The organism is Prevotellamassilia timonensis, from assembly GCF_900106785.1.
Lineage (GTDB): Bacteria > Bacteroidota > Bacteroidia > Bacteroidales > Bacteroidaceae > Alloprevotella > Alloprevotella timonensis.
The window spans coordinates 51,610-74,549 of sequence record NZ_LT629843.1; the positions used below are offsets into that span (position 1 = coordinate 51,610).

The window sequence follows — 22,940 nt, forward strand, 5'->3', positions numbered from 1 at the left end:
TATGAACATAGACAACCTCGATATAGTAAAACAACTGATAGCCGAAAAGGAAAACGGGCAGGTGGAGTTCAAGGAAACCACCGGGCAGTTGGAGCGCGGCATGGAAACGCTCTGCGCTTTCCTTAACAGCGAAGGTGGCACGGTGTTGTTCGGTGTGACCGACAAAGGAAAGATCATCGGGCAGGAAGTGAGCGACAAGACGAAGCGTGATATTGCGGAAGCCATCCGGCGTTTTGAACCATTTGCCACACTCGAAGTTTCGTATATCAGTATCCAAAATACAGACAAGAGTGTGATAGCCTTGTCTGCGGACAGCCAACGTTATATGCGTCCGTTCTCCTATAAGGGACGGGCTTATCTTCGATTGGAGAGCGTGACATCCTCCATGCCGCAAGACGTATATAACCAACTGCTTATGCAGCGAGGTGGGAAATACGCTTGGGAGGCGATGACGAATCCCGACATCAAAGTTACTGACCTTGATGAACATGCCATTATGGGAGCGGTACGTGGAGGCATCCGGTGCGGTCGCCTACCCGAAGCCACCATAAGGGAGGATTTGCCGACCATACTCGAAAAATTCAACCTGTTACATGACGGAAAACTGAATAATGCTTCCGCAGTCTTGTTCGGTCGTGATTTTTACTTCTATCCCCAGTGCCTGCTTCGGTTGGCGCGTTTCAAAGGAACTACAAAAGACGAGTTTATAGACAATCAGCGTACCACTGGCAATATCTACACACTGCTGGACACTGCAATGTCGTTCTTTTTCAAGCATCTTTCCCTTTCGGGCAAAGTTGAAGGCTTGTATCGGGAGGAAGAGCTTGAGATTCCTTACAAGGCATTGAGGGAATGCTGCACAAATGCCCTTTGCCACCGCTCATACCACCGTCCCGGCAGTTCGGTAGGAATTGCCATCTATGATGACCGTGTGGAGATTGAGAACAGTGGAACTTTTCCGCCGGATATAACAATGGAAAAGTTATTGAGCGGGCATAATTCAGAACCTCAAAACCTGATTATTGCGAATGTTCTGTATAAAAGCGAGGTTCTGGAAAGCTGGGGACGAGGCATCGGGCTTATGATAAGCGAATGCCGGCGTGTCGGCATTCCCGATCCGGAGTTTCATACAGATGGAAATAGTGTATGGGTTATTTTCCGCTATACCCGAAAAACTGTGGGGCACGACCCGACAATTACCCGACAGTTACCCCACAGTCACCCCACAGTTACCCCACAGGTGGAAAAGGTGTTGTCTGCAATCGGCACACAGACACTTTCAACCAAAGAGATTATGTGTGTGATAGGATTAAAGGACAAAAGTAATTTTTTAGAACTATATCTGTATCCAGCCATAAGGCAGAATTTGGTAGAGCCTATTTACCCGGAAAATCCGAAACATCCCCGGCAGAAATATCGTCTTACCGATAAAGGAAAAGAACTGTTGATATAATAACGGGGTATGGTGGCGAAAAAGAAGAAACAACAGGGGCATTACTGTCGGATTTGTAGCGAGTACAAAGCCAACGAGCAATTCAGCGGCAAAGGACACTCGCGGCATATCTGCAAGGAATGCCGGTCGCTTCCCGATGATGTGAAGGCGGACATGGTGCGCTGTAACGAGGTGGAACGAGCCGTTTTCAAATGCCCGATGAGCCGTCAGGACTGGGAACTGCTGGAAAAATATGCCAAGAAGTACAAGGACAAGGAATCCGGGCAGTTCGCGCAGGATATGTTGGACATGAAACGGGGCAATCAGACACCGGACGAGGATATGGAAGAGGATGATGTTTTAATAGAAGGCATCTATGAAGAGGAAACCATACCATTTGCCGAACTGGAGGATGACATCCGTTATCAGTTGGAAGAATTGTTGGCGGACAACATCAACGAGTTCATGATACACAAGAATTACATTCCCGAAGGCAAGGAACTGAAAGACATCAACGAATGGGTCATGAAAGAAACCCGTGACACCTTTTTTATAAAGGTTATTCCCGATGCCGCTTATGACAGTCTGGTGGAAGAAACGATCAACAGGCTTGTGAAGGAATGGAAAGAGGACGGATTTGAGATAAAGACCTATTCCGCATCGCTGGTCGTCATGGAAACGGAACGGCTGCTTATCCGCAGGATAACCCGTAAGGATATGGACGCACTCCTTGCCATAATGGGAAAGCCGGAAGTCATGTACGCTTGGGAACACGGCTTTACCAAAAAGGACGTGCGCAAATGGATAAACAGGCAACTCATCCGATACCGCAAGGACGGGTTCGGATATTTTGCCGTCATACTGAAAGAAAGCGGCGCATTGATAGGACAAGCCGGTCTGATGAATAGTACCCTAAACGGGAACGAGACTGTCGAGCTTGGCTATATACTCGATAACACATACTGGCATAACGGTTACGGTACGGAAGCCGCCCGCGCGTGTTTGGAATACGCCTTTGGAGAGCTGGAACTGAAAACTGTCTGTTGCAGTATCCGACCGGAAAACGTGGCATCCATCCGTGTGGTTGAAAGGCTGGGAATGACCTTGTGCGACAACCATACAATAATATACAACGAAAAAGAAATGCCGCATCAGATATATGTGGCAACCAATAGTAAATCCTATATCTTATAAGCGAAATCACTCAACAATGAAAACAAATAATATTAATTTATTTTGCGATATAGTTACTCAAAGGTCAGGAGAACATTCTTGCGCTATAAATATTTTGTTGCAACAACAATTATATGGGCAGGTAATATCTATTCTGCGTCAAGAATTAGATTCTATGGTAAGAGTTATGTTTTTGTTGTCAATTAGCGACTTAAACCTTAGAGAGCATTTTATAAACCAAACTTTGGAGGGAATAAAATGGTCTTATCCCAATACAAAGAAAGTCGTGACCGATAAACAAATGGTGGATTTAGCTGATAAATTTTATGGCTGGCCTTTTTTTGTTTATAAATTAGGATGCGCTTTTATTCATCTTTCAGCAATGGTATATTATAAAAACAGTAATCCATTTTTGCTTTTATCTGTTTCAGAAAGAAATGACATCACAAGGTTTTTACATCAATATCATAGTTTCCCGTTAGAGTTGGAATTGAATTTGGAAAATATCATCCCATATCTTGATAAAGTATTTAATAAAGTTTCAAGTAACTTAGCATGTTACATTGAAGATTTACGTCAAAATAAACTTTTGGAGGAATATTAAAATAAGGGAGGATTTTAGCTATCCTCCCTTATTTTAATAGGTTACTTCTGCTGCAACAGATGCTTCAGGTTGTCATCGCCCGCGATGCGCTCCAATTCCTCCTGAACAATCTGCTTCACCTCCTCCTTGATGCGCCGGTAATTTGCCTGCACCGTTTCCTTCATGCGGTCGTTGCCGTCTGCGTCAGTGAAATCGGTAATAACGGGGATTTTCTTGTAGGCACTTTCCTCCCGTTTTACCTTATCGGCATCCACCACAATCTCGCAGTGGAAAATCTTCTGTTCGATACGCTCGTTGAAGTTGTCGGACACCGAACCGACAAACATTCCCTGCGTCAAACCGGAAATCTTGCTGGGCGGGATAAGCGCGTCCATCTGCGTGTTAATGGAGGTGGAAACATCCTGCCGGTTGATGGAGATAGACTGCCGTTTCTGCAACACCTTACCGAATCGTTCCGATAGTGTCTTTGCCGTTTCACCTACCACCTGCCCGGAGAAAATGTTACCGACCGTATTCATCACCACTTTCGCCTCCTTATCACCGTAGTCGCGCACCAGCTGGCTGAAATCCTGAAATCCCAGACACACGGCAACCTTGTTGCTTCGGGCGGTAGCTATAAGATTGTCCAACCCTTTGAAATATATCGTCGGCAGCTCGTCTATGATGACCGACGACTTCAGCATCCCCTTCTTATTGATGAGCTTCACGATGCGGGAGTTATACAATCCGAGAGCCGCCCCGTAGATATTCTGACGGTCGGGATTGTTGCCCACGCATAGGATTTTCGGCTCTTCGGGATTGTTGATGTCCAGCGTAAACTCGCTGTCCGACATCACCCAATAGAGCTGCGGTGAAATCATCCTCGAAAGCGGAATTTTTGCCGACGCTATCTGCCCCATGAGCTGCTCCGCAGCCCCTCCGAGCCACGCATCCATGAACGGGGAAAGGTAGTTCTCCAGTTCGGGATAGGAAGTCAGTATCGGAAAAATATCCTCGTAGCGGCGGTTCAAAAATTCGATGGCATGGGGAAACGTGCAATATTTCCCGTTCTGATAGATTTTAAGATACCATATAATACTGGCGAACAAAATGATAGGTGATTCCACAAAGAAGTCACCCTGCTTTTGCACCCACGTTTTATTGAGGTTGAGCATTATTGTATAGGCACTCTCGTAGGCGTCCGTAATATCTTCCATAAAATCCGGGTGAATGGGATTGCACCGATGAGAGCGTCGCGGGTCGTCGAAGTTGATCACATAGAACTTCGGCTTCACCTTGTAGCCGTCAGGGTGGTTCAGCAGATGATTGTAGGCAATGGTGGACAAGTCGCTGAATTTGAAGTCATACACGTACATCAAGAAGCCCTTTTCAATCTGTTGCTTGATAAAATTGTTTACCACGGCGTATGACTTGCCGCTGCCCGGCGTACCCAACACGATGGACGCACGGAAGGGATTCACCACATTGATCCAACCGTTGTTCCAACGCTTTTTGTAATAGAAGCGTGTCGGCAAATTGACCGAATACTCGCTTTCGATGAGTCTTGTTTCCTGCATGAAACTCTCGTTCTCGTTGTTGAAAACATCCTCCATCAAATTGTGTTTCAACAGACGGCTCATCCACAGACCTCCCATCAACAGGCAGACATAGCCCGTACCGATGGTAAGGACATACAGCCCCATCACCGCCTCAATCGGAAGCGGCAGAGCCAGTATCCACCAGTTTAGGAAAAACAGCACGGACCCGGCGGCGAGTGCCGTCCATATTCTTCCCCAAGTGATTTTCTCTCCCTTGACCCCCTTTGTACCCAGACAGGACAGGGCAAGCAGCAGGACGGCAAACAGCTTTGTGTACAGTATGGAATGGAACAGCCCCGCCGTGCGGTCGAAGTTCAGAAGGATTCTGTCCACCACACCGATGTTCACGCCCCACAGCCGGATGACTTCGTAACAGAACCAGTACACGTTCATAACCACTAAAATAATACTCACGGCACGCAGAAAATCCATGATTTTCGCCAATGCCCTCAAATCGTCTTCTTGTTGTGACATACATTGATTTTTTAATTGTTGATACTCCGATTACAAACCCAAGCCCTTGCGCTTTTTCTTCTTTTTGCGCTTCATCGCCCGGATGAAAGCCTTTTCCTCAGCATCTACCGCCGGACCTTCGGGAGTGAGCAAGCCCATTCCGCCCGATACGTCTTCACGGTCGTATGCGGTCTGTCCGTATGCCTTGTCCGCAGCATCCATAGGGATGGATAACGGTATCGGCGGTTGTCCGGCGTATGGCAGGGTGAAGTGTTCCTGCAAGGCATTCGCCGAAAGCTCCTTGCCCATGCGAGAGCCGTTCAGTACACATCCTGTGCGGTGGTCGATAAACGTCGCTCCATAGATACGCCCTTCATCCGTGTAGCGCAGTACGGTGTCGATGCCCTTCTCTTTGAGTTGGGATACAAATTTGTCCTTGTCATAAGTGCCTTGCAGCACGGAAAGAACGGTGCGTTTCGTCATGTCGGCGAGCTTCCTGTCCTTAATCTCTGATTTGGAACGGATAAATTTTCTCTGTACGGCTTCATAACCTGCGGACTTCCCGAAAAGCGAGGACTTGAACGGGTTGCCCACCTTGTTACCCTTGTCGTCCGTGACGGAATAAACCAGCCCGTGATACTCCCGTCCGCGCACGTTGCCTCTCGCTTCCTCCACCGTCATATTATATAAGGAAAGGAGCGCACGGTATTCGCCCATCGTCTGAAAACGGTACTGCCCGTTCAGAGCCTTCACAGTGCCAGCCACCTGCTTCTTCACATCACCTGCCGATGCGTCCACCTTGCTTAGCGGCGTGTCAAGCCGGCGGTTCCTGCGCTCCGCGCCGTGCAGCCCGTATTTCTTCTCCAGCTCACGGGTGATTTGTTTGCTACGATAGTAGTTGTTCTTGTCGCTGATACATTTCCCGTTATCGTCCACCCGCACCGTCACGATGTGCAGGTGGTGGCGGTCGATGTCCTCGTGCTTGAAAACAAGATAAGGCTGGTTGCCGAAACCGAGTTTTTCCAGATACTCGCGGGCTATATCCTGCAATTCCGCATCGGTCAACACATCCTCCGGATGTGGGTTGAGCGAAATATGCACCACCGGCTTCTCCACCTTCATCTGTGGCGGCATGAAGGTGAGAAAACCCTCCATCGCCTTGTTGATGTCCACCTTTCCCGAACCGTCATTGTAGATGCGGTTGGTCGTAAGCAACCGCCCCTGCGCCTCGTTAATCTTCTCCCCGTTATAGGCAATCGCGCCGTACAACGAGTTTCCTACACTGATTTTTGCGACCATTTCGCCTCCATTTCCCTTGAAAGTTCCACAATCCGGCGGCTCAGTTTCACGAGTTCGACGGTGTGTTGCTCTAATTTGTAGAGCAACGCCATCGCCTTTTTCTCTGAAAAATGCAGCCTCAGTTCCTTCACGACTTGGTTGTAATTCGTACCCACGGCGCGGAACTGCGCATGAAAATCCGATAGCTTGGTGTAATAGTCCACCAGCGTCTTGTCCACCTTCAGCACCTTGAACGGCTGTCCGAAGAAGTGCGCTTTGAGGAAAACCGACCGTGCATAGACACCCGATTTTCCGAACATGGCGAGGAAACGATTGTGTTCCTCCTCGTTGAAACGGACGGTGTAACGGTACACCGCCGGATCAAGTTTGGGATTTCTCCCTGCTTTGCTTTTCCTTTTCTCTTTCATATTACTTTGGATTTAGCGGATTGACGGCATAAGCCGCCGCTTCGGATCACAGCACCGCAGTTCTGAAAGGCTTTCCGACTTCGGAGGGAAAGCCCGCCCCCTGCAAGGGCAAGGCGTTTTCCGGGATGCTCAAAATATTTTGAGCGGCTGAAAACATACCTTGCTATGTTCAGGTGAACATAAAAATCCGTCAGGGGACGGATGGGAAGATACCTTTCAGGACTCCGGGCCGCGCACCATCGGCGAACCCTGCTGTCCGGGGGGCAAAGTTACGCCCTTAAAGCTGTATTGGACAGATGCTTGACCCGGTCAATGACTGCCAACCGGCGCAACGTGCTGCCACTTGCCGGAGAAGTGATACAGGTTCCAAAATATACTTGTTTATTTGCAGCATGATTCAAGAAACGAACGATTTGAAAATATGAGAAAAGGAACATTCAAATACCCGGACAATCGCTTCGGCGGATACTTGCCGAAGCGGATACCCGAACCGTCGGAACCCCGGTTATCCGACAATCTGGTGAAGTACAGATTCAATGACTTCATGACGCAGTGTCGTCATTCATCACTTGTTCGCCGCACCGCTTCACCACAGAACCGGATACGCGATGACCCGCCCATGTGTCTGTTCACTGAAGCGGATAATGTAGCAACCAAATCCGCATATAAATAGAAAAAGAAATCTTCAACAATTAAAATAAATGGAACTATGAGTAAGGAAATCTTCGTTGCATTCGCAACACAGAAAGGTGGCATCGGCAAATCCACTGTCACGGCACTTGCCGCCAGCTACCTGCACAACGTGAAAGGCTACAATGTCGCCGTCGTGGACTGCGACGACCCGCAGCACAGCATCCACGGGCTGCGCGAACACGAAATGGGGCTTATCGACAGCAGCACCTACTTCAAGGCTCTCGCTTGCGACCATTTCCGCCGGATGAAAAAGAACGCCTACACCATCGTCAAGAGCAATGCGGTGAACGCCCTCGACGATGCCGAGAGGATGATTGCCACTGAGGACGTGAAACCCGACGTGGTGTTCTTCGACATGCCCGGCACACTCCGTAGTAACGGCGTGATAAAGACGCTCTCGCAGATGGACTACATCTTCACTCCGCTGAGTGCCGACCGCTTTGTTGTGGAGAGTACCCTAAAATTCGTCACAATGTTCCGCGACAGGCTGATGACTACCGGACAGGCGAAAACAAAGGGGCTTTATCTGTTTTGGACGATGGTGGACGGCAGGGAGAGGAACGACCTGTACGGCATCTACGAGGAAGTGATAGCCGAAATGGGCTTTCCGGTACTTTCCACCCGCTTGCCCGACAGCAAGAAGTTCCGCCGTGACCTTTCGGAAGAGCGCAAGAGCGTTTTCCGCTCCACCATCTTCCCGATGGACACGGCACTGCTGAAAGGGAGTGGCATCCGGGAGTTTTCCGAAGAGATAAGCGACATCATCAGACCGCAGTGAGCATGGGCAGCAGGAAAGTGAACACGGAAGGCATCGACGAGGAACTGCTGTTAGCTTCCATCGGGCGGCGCACACAGGACGGGACACTGCGCCCCGCACAGGAAGTACCCGCAGCTGCACCGACCGAAGAGGACACCGCCGCACCGGAACCACCTCCTGTGCAACCAGTAACACGGGAAAAAGCGCAGAGGGAAAGTGGCCGCCGGAAAAGGCAGGATGAGGACTATAACGAGCTGTTCCTGCGCCGCAACGAGATAAAGACCCGCCAGTGTGTCTATATCAGCCGCGATGTCCACGGCAAAATCCTCAGAATCGTGAACGACATCGCCGGAGGTGAAATCTCGGTGGGCGGCTATGTGGATACCGTGCTGCGCCAACATCTGGAACAGCACAAGGAGAGAATCAACGAACTGTACAAGAAACAACGTGAAGATCTGATTTGAAAATGGAAAAAGAAATGACACCGAATGAAAAAAGACCACAGCAAGACTGCGGAGGTATGTTTGCCCAAGTGCAGGCGAGTGTGGAAATCCTGTCGCCTGTCCCGGTAAGCGGCAAATGCTGCGAGAAGGACTATGAACGTCTGTTCATCCGTGACTCGGAAGTAAAGGCACGTGAGGGGAAGATGGCGTATGTGCGCCCGGAGTACCACGAGCGTATCATGTGTATCACCCGTGTAATCGGGCATGACCGGCTTATGCTGTCCGCTTACATCGACCATGTGCTGACGCATCACTTCAACCAGTGCGAGGATGCGATAAAGAGCCTTTATGCCCGAAATTATAATTCAGTATTCTAACCAAAAACGGAAGGATATGAATTACACAATCAGCATGACAGACATTCTGCTGGCGGTATCGGTCGGCTGCAACCTCTGGTTCCTGTTCCTGCTCCTTTACGAGCGCATCATGGACACGCGGATTGTCCGCTTCTTCAAGGGCATTGTCGGATTATGGCGGTCACTGGACGGGAATGAGGCTAAACGCATAGCGGCACACGAGGAAGTCCCTGCGGAAAAGGCGGACATCATCGGCAAGAGCCGTTTCAGGATGGCATCCACCCGGACAACCGCTGCCATACCGACGCAAGAAGCCGCCACTATGGAAAAAGGCATTGAGCTGTCGGAGGAAGAGGCTACTTTTGACGACGGAAAAACGGGAAACGCATCCCGCCCGGCACAAGTTCCGGAGGAAAAACTCGATGAGACCTTCACGAGCATACCGCCGGAGGAACTGGGATACGGGGACGACGAACCGGAAGAGGACGCCTCGGACACGCCACGGGCTTCGGGCAGCAGCTTTGACGAGATTGACGACGCCTGCAAGACCGCCAAGAACCCGGACGCGACACAGGCGGAACGTGAAAAGGCGGCGAAGGTGTTCACCGACATGGAGGGCACGGAGTTGTACGAGAAAATGATGGAAGGCTCTTCGGAGATAGGCATCCGCATCAAGGGGCTTATCGAGATTCGGCTGAAGAAACCTGAAAAGGAGTTCGTCGTGCCGGACAACATCGAGGAGTTCGACATTCGCAACTATGTATGACAACAATAAAAGAAATGAACATGAAAGAATGACATCAACCCACGCGGCGAGGAAACGCAAGGCGCATCCCTATCCGCAACGGACACGCCCACGTCCGTGGAAACAAACGGGCATCCACTAAAACCAAAGTAAAGAAACAAAGTATCAACCGCCCGACAAAGGACCATCCACCCTTTTGACGGCAAAAAACAAGAACAGTTTATGAACAAGAACATCTTGAAAAACAGAAAAGCAATCCTCTCCGCGGCACTTGTCATCGCCGCAACCGCCTCCGCTTTCGCGCAGGGAAACGGCATCGCGGGCATCAACGAAGCCACCTCTATGGTGAGTTCTTATTTCGACCCCGGAACTAAACTGATATACGCCATCGGTGCAGTCGTCGGGCTTATCGGGGGCGTAAAAGTGTACGGCAAGTTTTCATCGGGCGACCCCGACACCAGCAAGACAGCCGCCTCGTGGTTCGGCGCGTGCATCTTCCTGATTGTTGCCGCCACCATCCTGCGCTCATTCTTCCTTTAATAAATAATGTATGGCTGAATACCCAATCAACAAGGGTATCGGCCGTCCGGTAGAGTTCAAGGGCTTGAAGGCACAGTACCTCTTCATCTTCTGCGGAGGTCTGCTGGCTCTCTTCGTCCTGTTCGTCATCCTCTACATGGTCGGTATCGACCAGTGGATATGTATCGGCTTCGGCGCGGCATCGTCCTCCCTCCTTGTATGGCAGACCTTCGCGCTGAACGCCCGGTACGGCGAACACGGGCTGATGAAATTAGGAGCGGCACGGAGCCATCCCCGATACCTTATCAACCGGCGGCGGATACCCCGTCTGTTCAAACGACAACGAAAGGAAGAAAGACAATGAGGAATACATCGAAAATGACAACACTGGAAAACAGGTTCCCACTTTTAGCGGTGGAGCATGGCTGCATCATCTCAAAGGACGCCGACATCACGGTGGCTTTCGAGGTGGAACTGCCGGAACTTTACACCGTGACGGGTGCGGAGTACGAGGCGATACACAGTTGCTGGTGCAAGGCTATCAAGGTGCTGCCGGACTACTCCGTCGTCCACAAACAGGACTGGTTCATCAAGGAACGCTACAAACCGGAGCTTCAGAAGGACGACATGAGCTTTTTAAGCCGCTCTTTCGAGCGTCACTTCAACGAGCGTCCGTACCTGAAACACACCTGCTACCTCTACCTGACCAAGACAACAAAGGAGCGTAACCGGATGCAGAGCAATTTCAGCACGCTGTGCCGGGGACATATCATCCCGAAGGAGCTGGACAGGGAAACCACGACCAAGTTCTTGGAAGCCTGCGAACAGTTCGAGCGCATCATGAACGACAGCGGGCTTGTCAGGCTGCGCCGCCTCTCCACCGATGAGATTGTGGGTACTGAGGGAAATACGGGACTTATTGAACGCTACTTCTCGCTCATGTCGGAAGGTGACACCACCTTGCAGGACATCGAGCTTTCGGCAAGGGAGATGCGCATCGGCGACAACCGCCTGTGTCTGCACACCCTCTCCGACGCGGAAGACCTGCCGGGCAAGGTGGCTACCGACACCCGTTACGAGAAGCTCTCCACCGACCGGAGTGACTGCCGACTGTCATTCGCCTCCCCGGTGGGGCTTCTGCTCTCCTGCAACCATATCTACAACCAGTATGTGCTGATAGACAACAGTGAGGAAACCTTGCATAAGTTCGAGAAGTCCGCCCGTAACATGCAGTCGCTATCTCGCTATTCAAGGAGCAACAGCATCAACCGCGAGTGGATAGACCAATACCTGAACGAAGCCCATTCCTACGGACTGACCTCGGTACGGGCACACTTCAACGTCATGGCGTGGAGCGACGATGCGGAGGAACTGAAGCATATCAAGAACGACGTGGGCAGCCAGTTGGCAAGCATGGAATGCGTGCCGCGCCACAACACCATCGACTGCCCGACACTCTACTGGGCGGCGATACCCGGCAATGCGGCGGACTTCCCGGCGGAAGAGAGTTTCCACACCTTCATCGAACAGGCGGTGTGCCTGTTCACAGAGGAAACCAACTACCGCAACTCGCTCTCGCCCTTCGGCATCAAGATGGTGGACAGGCTCACGGGAAAACCGCTGCACCTTGACATCTCCGACCTGCCCATGAAGCGGGGTATCACGACCAACCGCAACAAGTTCGTGCTGGGTCCTTCGGGCAGCGGCAAGTCTTTCTTCATGAACCACCTCGTGCGCCAATATTATGAGCAAGGCGCACATGTGGTATTGGTGGACACGGGAAACTCCTATCAGGGCTTGTGCGGCATGATCCGACGCAAGACAGGCGGAGCGGACGGCGTGTATTTCACCTACACGGAAGAGAAGCCCATATCGTTCAACCCGTTCTACACCGACGATTACATCTTCGACGTGGAGAAGAAGGACAGCATCAAGACCCTGCTGCTGACGCTCTGGAAGTCGGAGGACGACAAGGTGACAAAGACGGAGAGCGGCGAGCTGGGCAGTGCCGTGAGTGCCTATATTGAGCGCATCCAATCCGACCGTAGCATCGTGCCGTCGTTCAACACCTTCTACGAGTATATGCGTGACGACTACCGCAAGGAACTGGCACAGCGTGACATCAAGGTGGAGAAGTCCGACTTCAACATCGACAACATGCTCACCACCATGCGGCAGTATTACCGGGGCGGACGCTACGACTTCCTGCTCAACTCCACGGAGAACATCGACCTGCTCGGCAAGCGGTTCATTGTCTTCGAGATAGATTCGATTAAGGAAAACCGCGAACTGTTCCCCGTCGTGACCATCATCATCATGGAAGCCTTCATCAACAAGATGCGGCGACTAAAAGGGGTACGGAAACAGCTTATTGTGGAAGAGGCTTGGAAGGCTCTCTCTTCAGCGAACATGGCTGAATATCTGCGCTATATGTACAAGACGGTCAGAAAATATTACGGCGAGGCAATCGTGGTGACGCAGGAGGTGGACGACATCATTTCCTCTCCCGTGGTCAAGGAGAGCATCATCAACAACTCCGACTGCAAGATACTTCTCGACCAGCGCAAGTACATGAACAAGTTCGACCAGATACAGGCGTTGCTCGGACTGACGGAAAAGGAGAAAGGGCAGATACTCTCCATCAACATGGCGAACAACCCTTCACGGCTCTACAAGGAGGTGTGGATAGGCTTGGGTGGCACACAATCGGCGGTCTATGCCACCGAGGTCAGTGCAGAAGAATATCTGGCGTACACCACCGAGGAAACGGAGAAAGTGGAGGTTTACCGTCTGGCGGAGAAGTTGGGCGGCGACATCGAAGCCGCCATCCGGCAACTTGCCGAGAAGCGGAGAACCAAAAGTTAATCATTTAATCATCAGCTAAAAACAAGAAATGCGTATGAATTTATCAAAAGTTAAAATGCTGCAAGTCAGCAAGTGCCTGATCGGATTGGCGGTCATGATGCTGCAATCCTGCGATGTGGTCGATAACCGCCGTGATATGCTGTGCGGGAACTGGGAGAGCGTGGAGGGGAAGCCCGATGTGCTTATCTACAAGGAGGGCGAAGCCTACAAGGTGACGGTGTTCCGCCGGAGCGGTCTGCGCCGCAAGCTGAAACCGGAAACCTATCTCTTGCAGGAGGAAAACGACAACCTGTTCATGAACACCGGCTTCCGCATCGACGTGTCCTACAACGAGGCAACGGACGTGCTGACCTTCTCGCCGGGCGGCGACTATGTGCGGGTGAAACCGCAGCCGGGACACCCGACAGAAGAATAACAACCACTAAAATCCAAAGTAACATGAGAACAAGAATAACAATGATTATCTGCCTGTGCCTGCTTTTCGCAGGCAGGGCAAGCGCACAGTGGGTCGTAAGCGATCCGGGCAATCTGGCGCAGGGTATCATCAATGCCTCCAAAAACATCATCCATACCTCCAAGACTGCCACGAACATGGTGAGCAACTTTCAGGAAACGGTGAAAATCTATCAGCAGGGCAAAAAGTATTACGATGCCCTCAAATCGGTGAACAATCTCGTCAAGGACGCCCGCAAGGTGCAGCAGACCATCCTGATGGTAGGCGACATCACCGACATTTATGTAAACAGTTTCCAAAGGATGCTCCGTGATGGAAATTTCAGACCAGAAGAGCTGTCGGCAATCGCTTTCGGTTACACGAAACTGCTGGAAGAGAGCAACGAAGTATTGACGGAACTGAAGAATGTGGTGAACATCACCACGCTCTCCATGACCGACAAGGAGCGCATGGACGTGGTGGAACGCTGCTACTCCAAAATGAAGCGTTACCGCAACCTTGTGAGCTATTACACCAACAAGAACATCTCCGTGAGTTATCTGCGTGCGAAGAAAAAGAACGACCTCGACCGCATCATGGGGCTGTACGGGAACATGAACGAAAGATACTGGTAAGCCTATGGAGTTCGATAACCTTCATCAGATTTTACGCTCACTTTATGAGCAGATGATGCCGCTATGTGGGGACATGGCTGGTGTGGCGAAAGGCATCGCCGGGCTGGGTGCGCTGTTCTACGTCGCCTACCGGGTATGGCAGTCGCTGGCGAGAGCTGAACCGATAGACGTATTCCCGATGCTCCGTCCTTTTGCCATCGGTCTGTGCATCATGTTCTTCCCGACTGTGGTGCTGGGCACGATAAACAGCATCCTCTCACCCGTCGTACAGGGCACGGCAAAGATGCTGGAGGCGGAAACGCTGGACATGAACCGATACCGGGAGCAGAAGGACAAACTGGAATACGAGGCGATGGTACGCAACCCCGAAACCGCCTACCTCGTGTCCAACGAGGAATTTGACAAGCAACTGGAGGAACTCGGCTGGTCGCCCTCCGACATGGTGACGATGGCGGGAATGTATATCGACCGGGGAATGTACAACATGAAGAAGAGCATCCGCGACTTCTTCCGCGAGATACTCGAACTGCTGTTCCAAGCCGCCGCCCTCGTGATAGACACCGTCCGCACCTTCTTTCTCGTGGTGCTGGCGATTCTCGGTCCGATAGCCTTCGCCCTGTCGGTATGGGACGGTTTCCAAAACACGCTCACGCAGTGGATATGCCGCTATATACAGGTCTATCTGTGGCTACCGGTATCGGACATGTTCAGCACCATACTGGCGAAGATACAGGTTCTGATGCTGCAAAACGACATCGAGCGGATGCAGGCAGACCCGAACTTCTCGCTGGATTCGAGCGACGGGGTGTATATCGTATTCCTCTGCATCGGCATCATCGGCTACTTTACCATTCCCACCGTTGCGGGCTGGATTATCCAAGCCGGAGGCATGGGCGGTTACGGTCGCAACGTGAACCAGATGGCGGGACGAGCCGGAAGCATGGCGGGCAGCGTGGCGGGTGCAGCCGCAGGAAACGCAGTCGGACGTGTCGGCAAATTGCTGAAATAATCAATGTGCAATCATAAATTGGAAAATATAAATGGAATTCAAATCACTTAGAAACATCGAATCGTCGTTCAGGCAGATACGCCTGTTCGGTATCGTCTTCCTCTCGCTGTGCGCCGTGGTGACGGTGTGGAGCGTGTGGAACTCCTACCGTTTCGCAGAGAAGCAACGGGAGAAAATCTATGTGCTGGACAACGGCAAGAGCCTGATGCTCGCCTTGTCTCAGGATTTGTCGCAGAACCGCCCGGCGGAGGCACGGGAACATGTGCGCCGTTTCCACGAGATGTTCTTCACGCTATCACCTGAAAAAAGCGCGATTGAACACAACGTGAAACGTGCCTTGCTGCTGGCGGACAAGAGCGTGTACCACTATTATTCGGACTTCGCGGAGAAGGGGTACTACAACCGCATCATCGCCGGGAACATCAACCAAGTGCTGAAGGTGGACAGCGTGGTGTGCGACTTCAACGCCTATCCCTACCGTGCCGTGACCTACGCCACACAGAAAATCATCCGGCAGAGCAACGTCACCGAGCGCAGCCTCGTGACCACCTGCCGCCTGCTGAACGCATCGCGGTCGGATGACAACCCGAACGGTTTTACCATCGAGGGTTTCACCATCATTGAGAACAAGGATTTACAGACTATCAAACGGTAACAGGACATGAAAAGTATCAGAAAATCAATGTGGGGCATGTATTGGAAACTCCACGACAAACGGAAACGCTTGGCGGCAAGTCTCAAAGGGTATCTGGACGGCTTGCCGCCGGAAACACGCCGCCGCATCGTGCTGGGGATGTTCGCCGCCTTCGCGGTGCTTGCCCTTTACACCTTCGGCAGAGCCGTCTATGACATCGGCAGGAACGACGACTCACATATGGAAACGGGACACGCCGGACGGGTGGAACTGCCGACCCCGGCGGAAACAGGCAATCACTTAACACCTTATTTATATGGAACAGACAAAGAATGAACCGACGAAAGAGAACAAAGCTGCTCCCGAAACGGGGAAACCGAAAAAGGAGCGCGAACCGCTGACAGAGGCGCAACGGCTGAAACGGCAGAAGATGATCGTGCTGCCCGCTATGGTGTTGGTGTTCATCGGGGCGATGTGGCTGATATTCGCCCCGTCCTCCGGCAAGGAGCAACCGCCGGGAACGGACGGATACAACACCGAGATGCCCGACGCTGACAAGGCGAACCGGCAGATTATCGGCGACAAGCTGAAAGCCTACGAGCATGGGGAGATGGAAGAGCGTCAGGAGAGCCGCAACCGTGCCATCGGGCAGCTGGGCGACATGTTCGACCGCGAGATAGCGGGAACGGAGAACGGAGTGGACTTCGACCTCGCCAATCCGGGCGGCAAGGAAGAAAGGGCAAAGCCAGCCACGCCGCAGACCATCCAGTCCTCCGCAGCCGCCTACCGTGACCTGAACGCCACGCTCGGAAACTTCTACGACCAGCCGAAAAACGACAATGCGGAGATGGACGAATTGTTGGAGCGCATCGCATCGCTGGAGTCGGAACTGGAAAGCGAGAGGGGCAAGGCTTCCTCTATGGACGAGCAGGTGGCTCTTATGGAGAAGTCCTACGAGCTGGCGGCAAAGTACATGGGCGGTCAGAACGGAGGACAGCCATCGGCGGAACAGAGGGCAGAGCCAACTACCGTGCAGAAAGGGAAGAAGAACAAGGCAATGCCTATCAGACAGGTGGAGCATCAAGTAGTTTCTTCACTCTCACAGCCTATGAGTAACGCGGAGTTTGTCGCCGCCTTATCGCAGGAACGCAACCGGGGTTTCAACACGGCTGTCGGCACGGCGGAGGTATTGGACAGGAACACCATACCGGCGTGCGTGCATGGGGCGCAGAGCGTGACGGACGGGCAGACGGTAAGGCTGCGCCTGCTGGAGCCTATGGCGGTGGCAGGCAGGACAATACCCCGGGGTGCGGTGGTGGTCGGCACGGGCAAGATACAGGGTGAGCGGCTCGACATCGAGATTACCTCGCTGGAATACGACGGCACGATTATCCCCGTGGAGCTTGCGGTCTATGACACGGACGGACAGCCCGGCATCTTCATCCCGAACTCGATGGAGATGAACGCCGTCCGGGAGGTCGCCGCCAACATGGGCGGCTCGCTGGGAAGCAGCATCAACATCTCCACCAATGCCGGGGCGCAGCTCGCCTCCGACTTGGGCAAGGGGCTGATACAAGGCACGAGCCAGTACATCGCCAAAAAGATGCGAACCGTCAAGGTGCATCTGAAAGCCGGGTACAGGGTCATGCTTTACCAAGAAAAATATTGAAAACAATAAAAATTACCACTAAAATCCAAAAGTAATGAGAAAAGTAATCATCATGTTTGCCCTCGCTATGGGCATCATAACTGCCAACGCGCAGGAGAATGTAACCGTTGAAACGACCAACGGAAGTGAACAACCGACCTTGACGAAGGAGGTCTATCCGCAGAAGGAGGCGGACGGCGACCTATATCACGGGCTGTCACGCAAGCTGACCTTCGACCGCATGATACCGCCGCACGGTCTGGAAGTGACCTACGACAAGACCGTCCACGTCATTTTTCCGGCGGAGGTGCGCTATGTCGATTTAGGCTCGCCCGACCTGATTGCCGGGAAAGCCGACGGAGCGGAGAACATCATCCGTGTGAAGGCTACCGTAAGGAATTTTCCCAACGAAACGAATATGTCCGTCATCACGGAGGACGGCAGTTTCTACACCTTCAACGTGAAGTACGCCGCCGAACCGCTGTTGCTCAACGTGGAGATGTGCGACTTCATCCATGACGGCAGCACGGTGAACCGCCCGAACAACGCGCAGGAAATCTATCTGAAAGAGCTGGGCAGCGAAAGCCCGATGCTGGTGCGCCTTATCATGAAGTCCATCCACAAACAGAACAAGCGCGAGGTGAAGCATATCGGCTGCAAGCGTTTCGGCATCCAATACCTGTTGAAAGGCATCTACACGCACAACGGCTTGCTTTATTTCCACACGGAGATAAAGAACCAGAGCAACGTGCCTTTCGATGTGGACTACATCACTTGGAAAATCGTGGACAAGAAGGTTGCGAAGCGTACTGCCGTGCAGGAGCAGATTATTCTGCCGCTCCGCGCGCAGAACTACGCCACCCTCGTGCCGGGCAAAAAGAGCGAGCGCACGGTCTTCACGATGGCGAAGTTCACCATCCCCGATGACAAGTGCCTCGTGGTGGAATTGAACGAGAAGAACGGCGGCCGTCACCAGTCCTTCGTGATTGAGAACGAGGATTTGGTACGCGCGGGTACCATCAACGAACTTCAAGTACGCTGACCATGAGAAAGTACATCGCAATAATCATCGCGTCGCTTGCCCTTTTTACAGGGCAGGCGCACGCCCAGCGGTGTCTGCCGAAGATGCAGGGCATCGAGGTGAGGGCGGACATGGCGGACGGCTTCAATCTCGGCGGCAAGGACGGCGGGTACAGCTTCGGGGCGGCTCTCTCCACCTACACGAAGAAGGGGAACAAGTGGGTGTTCGGTGGCGAATACCTGTTGAAGAACAATCCCTACAAGGACACCAAGATACCCGTGGCGCAGTTCACGGCGGAGGGCGGCTATTACTTCAAGATACTGTCGGACGCCCGAAAGATTGTTTTCGTCTATGCCGGGGCTTCGGCTCTCGCCGGATATGAGGCGGTAAATTGGGGGAAGAAGGTGCTGCATGACGGCTCCACGCTGCACGACCGGGACGCCTTCATCTACGGCGGTGCGCTGACGCTCGATGTGGAGTGTTACGTGGCAGACCGTATCGCCCTGCTTGCCAACCTGCGGGAGCGTTGCCTTTGGGGTGGCGACACACGGAAGTTCCACACGCAGTTCGGGGTCGGTATCAAGTTCATCATCAACTGACACGGGCATGGAAAGGACGGAAATAGATGCTGTCAGAAGGATGCCGCTTGCGGATTTTCTCGCACGGCTGGGGCATGAGCCTGTCAGAAGGAGCGGTAACGAGCTGTGGTATCTTGCCCCGTACAGGGGCGAGCGCACATCCTCTTTCCGTGTGAACGTGGCGAAACAGCTCTGGTACGACTTCGGTTTGGGCAAGGGCGGCGACATCTTCACGCTTGCCGGGGAGTTTCTGCAAAGCGATGACTTCATGAAGCAAGCGAAGTTCATAGCGGAAGCCGCCAATATGACGGTTGCCGGATGGGAAAAGCCCGTCTATCTCTCGAAGCCGACCGAATCCGTTTTTGAGGATGTGGAGGTCGCTCCGCTGCTCCGCTCACTGCTGACGGAGTATTTAGAGGAACGGGGCATCCCTTACGCCATCGCATCCCGTCACTGCTGCCGCTTGAACTACGGTGTGCGTGGGAAACGGTATTTTGCCGTTGGCTTTCCGAACATGGCAGGTGGCTATGAAGTCAGAAGCCGATATTTCAAGGGTTGCATACCTCCGAAGTCTGTATCACTGGTAAAGGCGAATGACATCCCGGCTGACGAGTGCCTCGTGTTCGAGGGCTTCATGGACTTTCTCTCTGCCGTGACGCTTGGTGTAACCGGTAACGCTGACTGTCTTGTGCTGAACTCAGTCGCCAACGTGGAGAAGGCGGCGGGATTGCTGGACGGATACGGGCGCATCGGCTGCTTCCTCGACCGTGACGAAGCCGGACGGCGGACGCTTGCCGCACTTACCATGCGATACGGGGAACGTGTCACCGACCGTTCCTCCCTCTATGACGGTTGCAAGGACTTGAACGAGTACCTGCAACTGACAACGAAAAAACAGAAAAACAACCATCTAAAAATCGAAGAACAATGAACATACTGAACAACAGAAACAAGAGAACATCAATATTCAAGGCAGTGGCGTTATGCCTGATAGCCGCCATGTCATTCACCCTCGTGTCATGTGACGATGACATGGACATCCAGCAGTCCTATCCCTTCACGGTGGAGGTCATGCCCGTGCCGAACAAGGTAGTAAAGGGGCAGACAGTGGAAATCCGCTGTGAACTGAAAAAGGAGGGCGACTTTTCGGGTACGCTCTATACCATCCGCTATTTCCAGTTCGAGGGGGAAGGCTCGCTCAAAATGGATAACGGCATCACCTTCCTGCCTAACGACCGCTACCTGCTGGAGAACGAAAAGTTCCGCCTGTACTACACGGCGGAGGGCGAAGAGGCGCACAACTTTATTGTGGTGGTGGAGGACAACTTCGGCAACTCCTTCGAGCTGGAATTTGACTTCAACAACCGGAATGTAAAGGATGACGGTTTGACCATCGTTCCCATCGGCAACTTCAGCCCCTTGCTGAAATGATGCGTGTATTCATGGTAATGCTCTGTTCGCTTATGGCGGTCTGTTCCGTGTCCGCACGGATCAGCCGCCGAGAGGGAATGGACGGGCAGGCGGCAATCTACCGTTTGCCACTTTTCGAGAGGGCGGTGTGCTGCACGAAATATTTTGAGGGCTGGCACTCGGAAAAACACCACCCATACGTGGGTTGGGGTCACAAAATTCTGCCGGACGAAAGATATTCGGCACGAACCATGACGAAGCGGCAGGCGGACGTGCTTCTGCGGAAAGACTTGCGGAAGTTCTGCGCGATGTTCCGGCAGTTCGGGAAAGACAGCCTTTTACTCGCCACGCTTGCCTACAACGTGGGTCCATACCGGCTTTTGGGTAGCAAGACAATCCCCAAAAGCACCTTGATAAAGAAGTTGGAGGCTGGCGACAGGAACATCTACCATGAATATATTGCTTTTTGCAGTTACAAGGGAAAACGCCATGCCATGCTGCTCACACGGAGAAAGGTGGAGTTTGCGCTGCTGTATATCCCGTGATTGATGCAAAATTCGTAAAAAAAATAATTACCTCTGTTTTATAATTCAAGAGCAGGGGTAATTATGTATCACCTCAATATTACTTTAGTTGTATTATTTTATGATAACATTTTGTCATTCAGTATAAAATGCCTAATTTTGCGTCCAAAGACAGAACAATTATGAATAATAAATTAAATATAAAAATAGAACAATTAAAGAACATCAATAATATTGAGTTAAATCTACCAATAGAAACAGGACTTTATGCTATAACTGGAGCTAATGGAACAGGCAAAAGTACTATCATGACAGTCATTTCTAAGGTTGTACGTAACTCTGCATTCAATGTTTTTCAACCTCATGATTATTCATCTAATAGTAAAATCACAATATCCTATGATGGAAAAGAAAATTCTTGGACAAAAGCCAGTAGAGGATGGAGTTGTAGTTCAACTGATATAATATCTCTAAAAGGTTTTTATGAAGGTAGCATAATACATGGAATGCGTTTTATAGATGCAAATTATGATACATTACTAAAAGCTGAAAGAGTTAATAATACAATTTTAACTGATGCAGATTCGTTTGTTTCGCGCAATTTAAGTTATATTTTGCATGGAAATTATGATTTCTATACAAATCTTAAACGCATTAAAAATAGAACATTAGCACAACTTAAAGCGTTCAAAGGAATTCCATATTTCATTGAAGGAACTAATGGAATAGTTAATCAGTTTTGTATGAGTGCAGGAGAAAATATGTTGATTAGCTTATTGCATATGTTGAATGTTGTCATTGTTCGCCCTGCAAAGTCTGAAGATGTACGGCTTATATTGATAGATGAAATTGAATTAGCATTGCATCCATCTGCAATCATGAGGTTAGTTGATTTTTTGCAAAAATTGGCTACAGAGTATAATCTTGCTATATATTTTTCAAGTCATTCAATAGAATTACTTAGGAAAATAAAGCCTTCAAATATTTTTCATTTACAAAAGGAGTTGGATAATATCGCTATTGTAAATCCATGTTATCCATCATATGCAACACGAGATATTTATCAACATTCGGGATACGATTTTCTTATTTTAGTAGAGGATGTGTTGGCTAAATATATATTGGAGAATATAATTGATGAAAATGCCTTGTATAAAAGTAAATTGATTAATATTCTACCAAGTGGTGGTTGGGAGAATGTGGGCGCACCCGACAAACCCTGTGGAGGGCTGTGCAGATGCTAACCCAAAAACTGAGTTGCCAAACGATACATGATTGCCCAAAAGTAGTACCTTTGCACTATGAATCAGAATGGCAATAAAAATATGTATGAGGGCCTCGCCTCATATTTCCTCCCCGAAGGAGTTCTTAAATATTTCGAGGTGACAGACTTTGCAACACAGCGTACTCTGGACAAGGATGTTCTTTACACAACAGAGCTTCACATCTATCTGGATGAGCGCGACAATCGCACACCAGACATGAAGGATTCCGTGAGCAATGGTTTTGGGGAAGAATCATGTTTACTTGACTATCCAGCCCGAGACAAGAAGGCGGTACTTCACATACGAAGAAGGCGTTGGACAATGCCGGATGGCACAACAAGAAGTGTTGACCTTGACAAGGAGTTTGAACTGAAGCATAAGGGCACTCGATACGCGAAGGACTTCGCGCTTTTTTTAAAGAGGGCGAATGGACTCTGAGACGATAACCGCTCGTCAGATT

26 protein-coding genes are annotated in these 22,940 nt (G+C 51.1%); 23 read left to right on the top strand and 3 right to left on the bottom strand.

Features of this window, described 5'->3' with window-relative positions; genetic code table 11:
• Position 1 precedes the first annotated feature (1 nt).
• From BQ5453_RS04290 to BQ5453_RS04300, 3 genes are read left to right on the top strand one after another with little or no spacing between them, the layout of a single operon-like run.
• Positions 2 to 1,453, top strand: coding sequence for an ATP-binding protein (locus BQ5453_RS04290; RefSeq protein ID WP_002560993.1), 1,452 nt, complete (start codon positions 2 to 4; stop codon positions 1,451 to 1,453).
• Positions 1,454 to 1,462: 9 nt separating this feature from the next.
• Entirely contained in the window at positions 1,463 to 2,626 is a 1,164-nt protein-coding gene (locus BQ5453_RS13690; protein ID WP_002560992.1) for a GNAT family N-acetyltransferase, read from the top strand.
• Between the two features lie 16 nt (positions 2,627 to 2,642).
• Positions 2,643 to 3,209, top strand: coding sequence for a hypothetical protein (locus BQ5453_RS04300; RefSeq protein WP_002560991.1), 567 nt, complete (start codon positions 2,643 to 2,645; stop codon positions 3,207 to 3,209).
• Between the two features lie 41 nt (positions 3,210 to 3,250).
• Here the strand turns inward: BQ5453_RS04300 and mobC are convergent, their stop codons facing one another.
• From mobC to mobA, 3 genes are read right to left on the bottom strand one after another with little or no spacing between them, the layout of a single operon-like run.
• On the bottom strand, positions 3,251 to 5,260 hold the full coding sequence (mobC, locus tag BQ5453_RS04305; protein WP_002560990.1) for a conjugal transfer protein MobC: 2,010 nt from the start codon (positions 5,258 to 5,260) through the stop codon (positions 3,251 to 3,253).
• Positions 5,261 to 5,290: 30 nt separating this feature from the next.
• Entirely contained in the window at positions 5,291 to 6,538 is a 1,248-nt protein-coding gene (gene mobB, locus BQ5453_RS04310; RefSeq protein WP_002560989.1) for a conjugal transfer protein MobB, read from the bottom strand.
• The gene (gene mobA, locus BQ5453_RS04315) at positions 6,517 to 6,945 is read right to left on the bottom strand and encodes a conjugal transfer protein MobA (RefSeq protein WP_002560988.1); all 429 of its coding nucleotides are present in this window, start codon (positions 6,943 to 6,945) and stop codon (positions 6,517 to 6,519) included. Before mobA ends, mobB begins: the two co-directional genes overlap by 22 nt.
• 709 nt (positions 6,946 to 7,654) lie before the next feature.
• On the opposite strand from mobA, the gene BQ5453_RS04320 reads away from it, so the two are divergent.
• From BQ5453_RS04320 to BQ5453_RS04415, 20 genes are all read left to right on the top strand, one after another.
• Positions 7,655 to 8,416: a ParA family protein gene (locus tag BQ5453_RS04320; protein ID WP_002560987.1), complete on the top strand. Its 762-nt coding sequence runs from the start codon at positions 7,655 to 7,657 to the stop codon at positions 8,414 to 8,416.
• A gap of 2 nt (positions 8,417 to 8,418) precedes the next feature.
• Positions 8,419 to 8,859 (top strand): DUF3408 domain-containing protein, encoded by a 441-nt coding sequence (locus BQ5453_RS04325; RefSeq protein ID WP_002560986.1) that lies wholly within the window; start codon positions 8,419 to 8,421, stop codon positions 8,857 to 8,859.
• 2 nt (positions 8,860 to 8,861) lie between these two features.
• The gene (locus BQ5453_RS04330; protein ID WP_025880727.1) at positions 8,862 to 9,215 is read left to right on the top strand and encodes a DUF3408 domain-containing protein; all 354 of its coding nucleotides are present in this window, start codon (positions 8,862 to 8,864) and stop codon (positions 9,213 to 9,215) included.
• 16 nt (positions 9,216 to 9,231) lie between these two features.
• Entirely contained in the window at positions 9,232 to 9,960 is a 729-nt protein-coding gene (locus tag BQ5453_RS04335; RefSeq protein ID WP_008764732.1) for a hypothetical protein, read from the top strand.
• Between the two features lie 201 nt (positions 9,961 to 10,161).
• Complete coding sequence (locus BQ5453_RS04340; protein ID WP_002560983.1) at positions 10,162 to 10,479, top strand: DUF4134 domain-containing protein; 318 nt, start codon at positions 10,162 to 10,164, stop codon at positions 10,477 to 10,479.
• A gap of 10 nt (positions 10,480 to 10,489) precedes the next feature.
• Positions 10,490 to 10,822: a DUF4133 domain-containing protein gene (locus BQ5453_RS04345; protein ID WP_008764731.1), complete on the top strand. Its 333-nt coding sequence runs from the start codon at positions 10,490 to 10,492 to the stop codon at positions 10,820 to 10,822.
• Positions 10,819 to 13,323 carry a TraG family conjugative transposon ATPase gene (locus tag BQ5453_RS04350; protein ID WP_004356142.1) on the top strand — a complete coding sequence of 835 codons (2,505 nt, stop codon included), beginning with the start codon at positions 10,819 to 10,821 and terminating at the stop codon, positions 13,321 to 13,323. The genes BQ5453_RS04345 and BQ5453_RS04350 overlap by 4 nt, the downstream gene beginning before the upstream one ends.
• A 34-nt stretch (positions 13,324 to 13,357) precedes the next feature.
• On the top strand, positions 13,358 to 13,738 hold the full coding sequence (locus BQ5453_RS04355; RefSeq protein WP_002560979.1) for a DUF3876 domain-containing protein: 381 nt from the start codon (positions 13,358 to 13,360) through the stop codon (positions 13,736 to 13,738).
• Positions 13,739 to 13,761: 23 nt separating this feature from the next.
• Positions 13,762 to 14,391, top strand: a complete 630-nt coding sequence (locus BQ5453_RS04360; protein ID WP_002560978.1) for a DUF4141 domain-containing protein — start codon at positions 13,762 to 13,764, stop codon at positions 14,389 to 14,391.
• A 4-nt stretch (positions 14,392 to 14,395) separates the two neighbouring features.
• Positions 14,396 to 15,400, top strand: coding sequence for a conjugative transposon protein TraJ (gene traJ, locus BQ5453_RS04365; protein WP_005796925.1), 1,005 nt, complete (start codon positions 14,396 to 14,398; stop codon positions 15,398 to 15,400).
• 31 nt (positions 15,401 to 15,431) lie between these two features.
• Positions 15,432 to 16,055 (top strand): conjugative transposon protein TraK, encoded by a 624-nt coding sequence (gene traK / locus BQ5453_RS04370; protein ID WP_004291519.1) that lies wholly within the window; start codon positions 15,432 to 15,434, stop codon positions 16,053 to 16,055.
• 27 nt (positions 16,056 to 16,082) lie between these two features.
• A complete protein-coding gene (locus tag BQ5453_RS04375) occupies positions 16,083 to 16,370 on the top strand; it encodes a TraL conjugative transposon family protein (RefSeq protein ID WP_458692636.1) in 288 nt (95 codons plus the stop codon).
• The gene (traM, locus tag BQ5453_RS04380; protein ID WP_004291521.1) at positions 16,351 to 17,703 is read left to right on the top strand and encodes a conjugative transposon protein TraM; all 1,353 of its coding nucleotides are present in this window, start codon (positions 16,351 to 16,353) and stop codon (positions 17,701 to 17,703) included. The genes BQ5453_RS04375 and traM overlap by 20 nt, the downstream gene beginning before the upstream one ends.
• Positions 17,704 to 17,737: 34 nt before the next feature.
• Positions 17,738 to 18,724, top strand: a complete 987-nt coding sequence (gene traN / locus BQ5453_RS04385; RefSeq protein WP_004291522.1) for a conjugative transposon protein TraN — start codon at positions 17,738 to 17,740, stop codon at positions 18,722 to 18,724.
• A gap of 2 nt (positions 18,725 to 18,726) precedes the next feature.
• Positions 18,727 to 19,302, top strand: a complete 576-nt coding sequence (locus BQ5453_RS04390) for a conjugal transfer protein TraO (RefSeq protein WP_004291523.1) — start codon at positions 18,727 to 18,729, stop codon at positions 19,300 to 19,302.
• 7 nt (positions 19,303 to 19,309) lie between these two features.
• Positions 19,310 to 20,212: a toprim domain-containing protein gene (locus BQ5453_RS04395; protein WP_004291524.1), complete on the top strand. Its 903-nt coding sequence runs from the start codon at positions 19,310 to 19,312 to the stop codon at positions 20,210 to 20,212.
• Positions 20,209 to 20,712, top strand: coding sequence for a DUF3872 domain-containing protein (locus BQ5453_RS04400; RefSeq protein ID WP_071122304.1), 504 nt, complete (start codon positions 20,209 to 20,211; stop codon positions 20,710 to 20,712). Before BQ5453_RS04395 ends, BQ5453_RS04400 begins: the two co-directional genes overlap by 4 nt.
• Positions 20,709 to 21,236, top strand: a complete 528-nt coding sequence (locus BQ5453_RS04405; protein WP_002560969.1) for a glycoside hydrolase family protein — start codon at positions 20,709 to 20,711, stop codon at positions 21,234 to 21,236. The genes BQ5453_RS04400 and BQ5453_RS04405 overlap by 4 nt, the downstream gene beginning before the upstream one ends.
• Before the next feature lie 161 nt (positions 21,237 to 21,397).
• Positions 21,398 to 22,459 (top strand): ATP-dependent nuclease, encoded by a 1,062-nt coding sequence (locus tag BQ5453_RS04410; RefSeq protein WP_235860025.1) that lies wholly within the window; start codon positions 21,398 to 21,400, stop codon positions 22,457 to 22,459.
• Between the two features lie 81 nt (positions 22,460 to 22,540).
• Positions 22,541 to 22,918 (top strand): ISAon1 family transposase N-terminal region protein, encoded by a 378-nt coding sequence (locus tag BQ5453_RS04415; RefSeq protein ID WP_143033257.1) that lies wholly within the window; start codon positions 22,541 to 22,543, stop codon positions 22,916 to 22,918.
• Positions 22,919 to 22,940: the final 22 nt, after the last annotated feature.